Below are 4927 nucleotides of genomic sequence, written 5' to 3'. Positions count from 1 at the left end.
GGGCAGCCATCACGCGGCCTCGCTCTGGTCGCCGGGGAAGCTCTCGTCCGCCGTGGTCGCGGTCGCGTCGAGCTCGTCCTCGATCTCGTCGAGCGCCTGGCGGGCCTTGTCCTGGAGGTCGGCCTTCCACTGATTGAGCGCGAAGGACCCCTCCTCGGCCTTCTCGCGGGCCGCGGCGAACAGGCGGTCGCGGTTGGATGGCTGGCGGGTGGACTGGTCGGATGCCGGCGCTGCGCCACCCTTGGCCCATGCGGCGAGGCGCCGGCCGCAATCCTCGTCGATCGGCCGGCCCTGCGGGAAAAAGCTGCGGTGCTGCTCCTGGAGCTTGTGCGGAAGGTCGAAGCGCGGGAGGCCGGGCGAGTCCGGGGACAGCGTGAAGCTCGCCGTCATGTCGTACATGAAGCGCTTCTCGCAGATCGGCATCCACCCGAGCTGCTCGACCACCGTCTTGCCCCGGTTGTCCTTCGCGATCTTGATCTTCTCGTCCGCGCGCAGGCAGAAAATCAGCGTGGCCCTGCATTGCAGGATCGCGTTCATCATCCGCTTGTGGGCGAGCTTCGGGGCCTTCCAGTTGCCGGGGCTGTCGACCGGCTTCTCGGCCCAATCCTTCCACCAGTCCTGATGGTCGCCCTTCTTGCGCGGGTGCTCGATGCCGGGCTTGGGCGTCCCCTCGGCGAGGCGGTCGGCCCAATCCACGATCCCGCCCTCGCCGTCATACTCGTGCGAGAAGCTGTCCAGGATCACCACCTCGGCGCCGGTGGCCTCGGCCGCGTGGATGCCCTCGATCCAGCGCGATGGGGCGAAGGGTGGGCGCATGTCGGCATGCTGGAAGCGATGCGCGTCGGCGTAGTGGAGACCGCGGCGCGCCTCGCTGTCGATGAAGGCGATCCGGCCGGCCGGGGAGATGCCCTCGGCCATGCGCAGCGCGCTCTTGGTTTTTCCGGAGCCGGACGCGCCGGCGAGGCCGATGAGAAGCGAGACCTGCTCGCGGACGGCGGGGGCGAACGTGAACGTCACGCTGCATCTCCATAGTCGAGAGGACGCTGGTGGCTGGTGGCGAGGTCGTAGGAGACGTCGGCGAGCTGTGGGTCGCTCTCCTCGCGCTCTGTCCAGCGGTTGGCCGCCCATGTCGGGTATTCGACGCGGACGATCTCGGTCGGGTAGCCGGCCCACTCGTCCCGCTTGAGCGACTTGGCCCAGCGCGAAATTGCGGCGGCGGCCTTGCGGGCACCGATGCCCATGCCGACCGAATCCGCCTCGGCGACGGACAGGCCGTGCGGCTCGTCGTTCTCTATGAAGATCCACCGGAAGCGGACGCGGCCGGCGAGGCGCGGGAACAGCGTCTCCATGACGTGGACGTAAAAGGCGGCCTGAACCTCCATGCCCATCTGCTCGACGCGGCGGCCGAGGCCCTGCGGCGCGGCCGAGACGTCGCCGGTTTTCACGTCCCAGATCGTGATGCCGTGCGGGCCGATCTCGACCTTGTCCATCATGATCCGGAGCCACGCGCCGGACTTGTCCTGGACGATGGCGACGACCTCGGCCTCGGCGGTGGCGAATCCTTCGCAGCCGGGGATGCAGGCGAGGCGCTCGCCGAACCGCTTGGCCAGGCGCTCGGCCTTCTCGCAGTCGGGGCGCAGGATTGGCGCCTCGCCATTCGCGTAGGCGTCGGCGCGCTCGGCCTTGGCTGCGTTCGTCTTGTAGTCTTTGGCGTCGATGACGACGACGTCGGCGCCCTGCCCGAGGATCAGCTTATGGGCGACGCTGCCGATCTCCATCTTGCGGGACGGGTCGCCCTCGTCCTCCGGCTGCTTCCCGAGGCGCGGGTGCGCCGCCCATGCGTGTTCGGGGCTGTGCGTGATGAACAGCTTGGCGATCGACGATGACAGGCTCGGCGCCGGGGCCGGGTCCGCATGGTAGACCTTCGCCTCCATCCGGTAGAGGCCGGGCCCAGGCACCAGGCCCTCGGTGTGCTCGATGATCTGCATGGCGATCACTCCGCAGCCGCGAGGAGACCGCCGGCGACGGCTCCGTCCTCGATGACGATGGCGGCCGACCGGCCGGACTGAACGACCTCGACCCAAACCTGATAGTCGGCGGCCTCGGCCATCTCGGAGAGGATCCGCATGGCGTCCTCGTCGAGGAGCGATCCGTCCTGCACGCGGATCACGCGCAGCTTCGGGTTCATCGCGATGGCGATCGCCACCGACGTCCGCAGCTGCTCGGCGCTCGACGCCTGGTCGAACGGGATGCCGTCGAGCAGGATCTCGTCCTCACCGAACCCGATGCCGGGCACGGGCATCTTGGCCTTAGCGATGGCCTCGCGCCGCTGGGCGGTCCGGTCCTCCATCGCCTTCGTGAGTGCGGCGGCCTGGGCCTCGACGCTCGTCGCCTGCGCCTCGATGCGGTCCCGCTGCTCGCGCTGGGCGACCAGGGCGTTCACACGGCCGGCGTCAGCGATGCGCTGGCGCAGGGCGAGGGTGTCGATGGGCTCTGGTAGCGCCGGAGCGTCGGCGAGCTTCTTGCGCAGCTCGTCCGCCGTCGCGCCTGCCGCGTCGGCGTCTGCATCTGCCTCGTCTGCCTGGCGGCGTAGGTCCGCAGCACGCTGGCGGTGCATGTCGACCGCAGCGACCTGGGCGGCGACCTGCTGTTCGGTCTGCTCGCGGCGGGACCGTCGCCGCTCGATCTCGGTGTTGTGCTCGCCGGCGCGCTCCAACTCGGCGACGAGGGCCGCGTCATCGATCCGATCCGACGGGGCGTTCTCGGGCAGGCTGATCCCGGCGGCCTGCGAGCGCAGGGTGCGCGCCTCGCGGTTCAAGTCGGTGCGCTTGGTGAAATCCGCCTTGTTCGCCTTGTCGATCGCGTCGAAGTCGACACCGGGGACGAACCGCTTGAGCGCCTCAAGTTGCTCCTTCCCGTCCATGCGGGTGAAAGCCAGCGGGTCGAACGACAGGGCGCCGAGGAGGCTGTCGAGCATCCGCTGTGGCGAGGGGTATCGAGCCCCGTCCGCGCTCTCGACGAGGATCTTCGTTGGGAAGGTGCCATCCTCCTGGCGCTTGAACGTGCGGGTGACCTTGATCTCGCCGAGGTCCAGGCGGATGCGCGCCTCGTTCTCACCCTTCCGGATCGGCACGGCCTGGATGTGCGACGTACCGGCGAGCGCCCACCAGATCGCGTCGAGGACGCTCGACTTGCCCTGCCCGTTGCGGCCGGTGATCTCGACGATGTTGCCGTCCGGCGTGATCGAGACGGCCTTGAGCCGCTTCACGTTCTCGGCCTGGAGTTGAAGGATCTTCATAGCGGGGCTCACTCGGCTGCTTGGGTGAGGGGGATCGGCGGTTTGTTGATGAGCGCCGCCATGAAGTTCGCCATCGCGACCCATGCCTCGGCGTCTAGGATGCGGGCTCTCGGGTCGAGCACAGGCTCGCAAACCACGAAGGCGCTCTCGTCATGGCGGTCCACGACGATGGCCTGCGTGCCGAGCCTGACGGCGAACGGGGCGCGGGCGAGGAGTGTTTCGAGGTCGCTCATGACCAGGTCGCCCCCAGCCAGACCGACCCGACGCCCGCCGCGCTCATGAGCGACAGGCCGAAGATCATCAGGGTGATGCCGGTCACGTCCGGCCGCCCGTCGTGGCGAAGGCCACGCTGCACGGCCCGGCGCATGTCGGCGGAGAGGACCGGCGCGGCGCACATCGCGACGGTGGTGGCGATGGCCGCGAGGCCGAGTGCGGTGATGAGGGAGGCGGCCGACATCACAGCGCCTCGCCGGTCTGGATCTGCGAGGGCTTCCACGGATACCCGGTCGGGATCGGCTCGCCGTCCTTCAGAGGCTCGCCATTGGCGTCGACGTAGGAGTCACGCTCCGGCCCCATGCACGTGATGTGGCCTCGTCCACCCTCTACCTCGTTCAAGACGAGATCGCCTTTGTGGAAGGGCTGGCCGCAGTAGACGCATCCCTCAACACCATCCGGCGGCATGGGCGCACCGGAGTAGGAGAGATCATCGCTGGCGCGGCCCTCTCGCAGATTCGAGAGAGCAGCGGAAAGGTCCTCGAGCATGTACGGCTCGAATCCCTCGGGGGTGTCCTCGATCTCGACCGACCGATCGAGCAACCGAACGACCGCCTCCATCGCTGCGATGGCGCCAGGCGTGGCGTTGCTCCGGGCGACGATCGTCTCGGCGACGTCCTTGATGGCGCCACCGATCGGGATGGCGATGGAGCCATCCAACGCCTGGATAGCGAACTGCTCGTCGACGCGGACGACGGAGAGATGGGGAACGGTGCGCATCGCGCGGCCTTGCGAGGTTGGAGGGCGGAAGGGTGCGTGCGAGGGCCGGTCAGGCGGCTTCGCGCAGGGCGGGGGCGGCGGACTCGGCCTCGATGCCGAGGAAGGCCTTCGCGGCGTCCAGGCTCGCGAACGCGTGCCAAAACTTCGTGATGGGCGCCGGCAGGGCGCTGTGATCAGCGAAGGCATTGCCGCTGGGGTAGAGCCCCCACTCGAGAGGTTCGCCGGGCTCGTAGGCGAGGAGGCCGATGTACCGGCCGTCGAGGAGCACAGGACGATTGCCGGCGCTGTCGACGGGGCCGAGGCTGTAGCGGACCATCACGCGGCCTCGCGGGGCTGGGCGACCGAACCGGTGACGACGGGCTCGAACCACACCTTCCCGAAGTGCTCCATGCGGCGCATCTCGACGGTGGACGTCGGCACGTTCGAGACCGACCAGGACGCACGGTCGTGGGCGATCTTCTCGCGGACCGGTCCCATGGCGGCGCGGATGAAGGAGGCGCGGTCGGGGTAGCCGGCGATGCGGCGCTTGGCGATCAGCTCGGCGAGGATCCGCTTCTCGGAGCGGGCCTGCTTCAGGACGATCCGGAACTTGATCGAACCGTCCTGGTGGAGGGTCGGCAGCTCGCGGCGGAGGGG

Annotated in this window: 8 protein-coding genes; all 8 read right to left on the bottom strand. The window is 69.0% G+C overall.

Annotation, left to right across the window (positions count from 1 at the left end; translation table 11 throughout):
• Positions 1-9: 9 nt before the first annotated feature.
• A complete protein-coding gene (locus MKK51_RS05740) occupies positions 10-1017 on the bottom strand; it encodes an AAA family ATPase (RefSeq protein WP_243975586.1) in 1008 nt (335 codons plus the stop codon).
• A complete protein-coding gene (locus tag MKK51_RS05735) occupies positions 1014-1988 on the bottom strand; it encodes a PD-(D/E)XK nuclease family protein (protein ID WP_243975585.1) in 975 nt (324 codons plus the stop codon). The genes MKK51_RS05740 and MKK51_RS05735 overlap by 4 nt, the downstream gene beginning before the upstream one ends.
• Positions 1989-1993: 5 nt before the next feature.
• Complete coding sequence (locus MKK51_RS05730; RefSeq protein WP_243975584.1) at positions 1994-3298, bottom strand: AAA family ATPase; 1305 nt, start codon at positions 3296-3298, stop codon at positions 1994-1996.
• A gap of 8 nt (positions 3299-3306) precedes the next feature.
• Positions 3307-3531 carry a hypothetical protein gene (locus MKK51_RS05725; protein ID WP_243975583.1) on the bottom strand — a complete coding sequence of 75 codons (225 nt, stop codon included), beginning with the start codon at positions 3529-3531 and terminating at the stop codon, positions 3307-3309.
• Positions 3528-3755: a hypothetical protein gene (locus tag MKK51_RS05720; RefSeq protein ID WP_243975582.1), complete on the bottom strand. Its 228-nt coding sequence runs from the start codon at positions 3753-3755 to the stop codon at positions 3528-3530. Before MKK51_RS05720 ends, MKK51_RS05725 begins: the two co-directional genes overlap by 4 nt.
• Positions 3755-4291 carry a hypothetical protein gene (locus MKK51_RS05715; RefSeq protein ID WP_243975581.1) on the bottom strand — a complete coding sequence of 179 codons (537 nt, stop codon included), beginning with the start codon at positions 4289-4291 and terminating at the stop codon, positions 3755-3757. The genes MKK51_RS05720 and MKK51_RS05715 overlap by 1 nt, the downstream gene beginning before the upstream one ends.
• A gap of 49 nt (positions 4292-4340) precedes the next feature.
• A complete protein-coding gene (locus tag MKK51_RS05710; protein WP_243975580.1) occupies positions 4341-4607 on the bottom strand; it encodes a hypothetical protein in 267 nt (88 codons plus the stop codon).
• The coding region (locus MKK51_RS05705) for a hypothetical protein (RefSeq protein ID WP_243975579.1) at positions 4607-4927 on the bottom strand (321 nt) is incomplete at its 5' end. The genes MKK51_RS05705 and MKK51_RS05710, both read right to left, overlap by 1 nt.

Origin of the sequence: Methylobacterium sp. E-045 (assembly GCF_022829685.1) — a bacterium.
Lineage (GTDB): Bacteria > Pseudomonadota > Alphaproteobacteria > Rhizobiales > Beijerinckiaceae > Methylobacterium.
This window is presented reverse-complemented; position numbering and strand designations above follow the sequence as displayed.

What these genes read in the sequence shown, in the direction of transcription:
- MKK51_RS05725 (WP_243975583.1), bottom strand. Translation starts at nt 3,531, where the DNA reads ATGAGCGACCTCGAAACACTCCTCGCCCGCGCCCCGTTCGCCGTCAGG.
- MKK51_RS05730 (WP_243975584.1), bottom strand. Translation starts at nt 3,298, where the DNA reads ATGAAGATCCTTCAACTCCAGGCCGAGAACGTGAAGCGGCTCAAGGCC.
- MKK51_RS05735 (WP_243975585.1), bottom strand. Translation starts at nt 1,988, where the DNA reads ATGCAGATCATCGAGCACACCGAGGGCCTGGTGCCTGGGCCCGGCCTC.
- MKK51_RS05710 (WP_243975580.1), bottom strand. Translation starts at nt 4,607, where the DNA reads ATGGTCCGCTACAGCCTCGGCCCCGTCGACAGCGCCGGCAATCGTCCT.
- MKK51_RS05720 (WP_243975582.1), bottom strand. Translation starts at nt 3,755, where the DNA reads ATGTCGGCCGCCTCCCTCATCACCGCACTCGGCCTCGCGGCCATCGCC.
- MKK51_RS05715 (WP_243975581.1), bottom strand. Translation starts at nt 4,291, where the DNA reads ATGCGCACCGTTCCCCATCTCTCCGTCGTCCGCGTCGACGAGCAGTTC.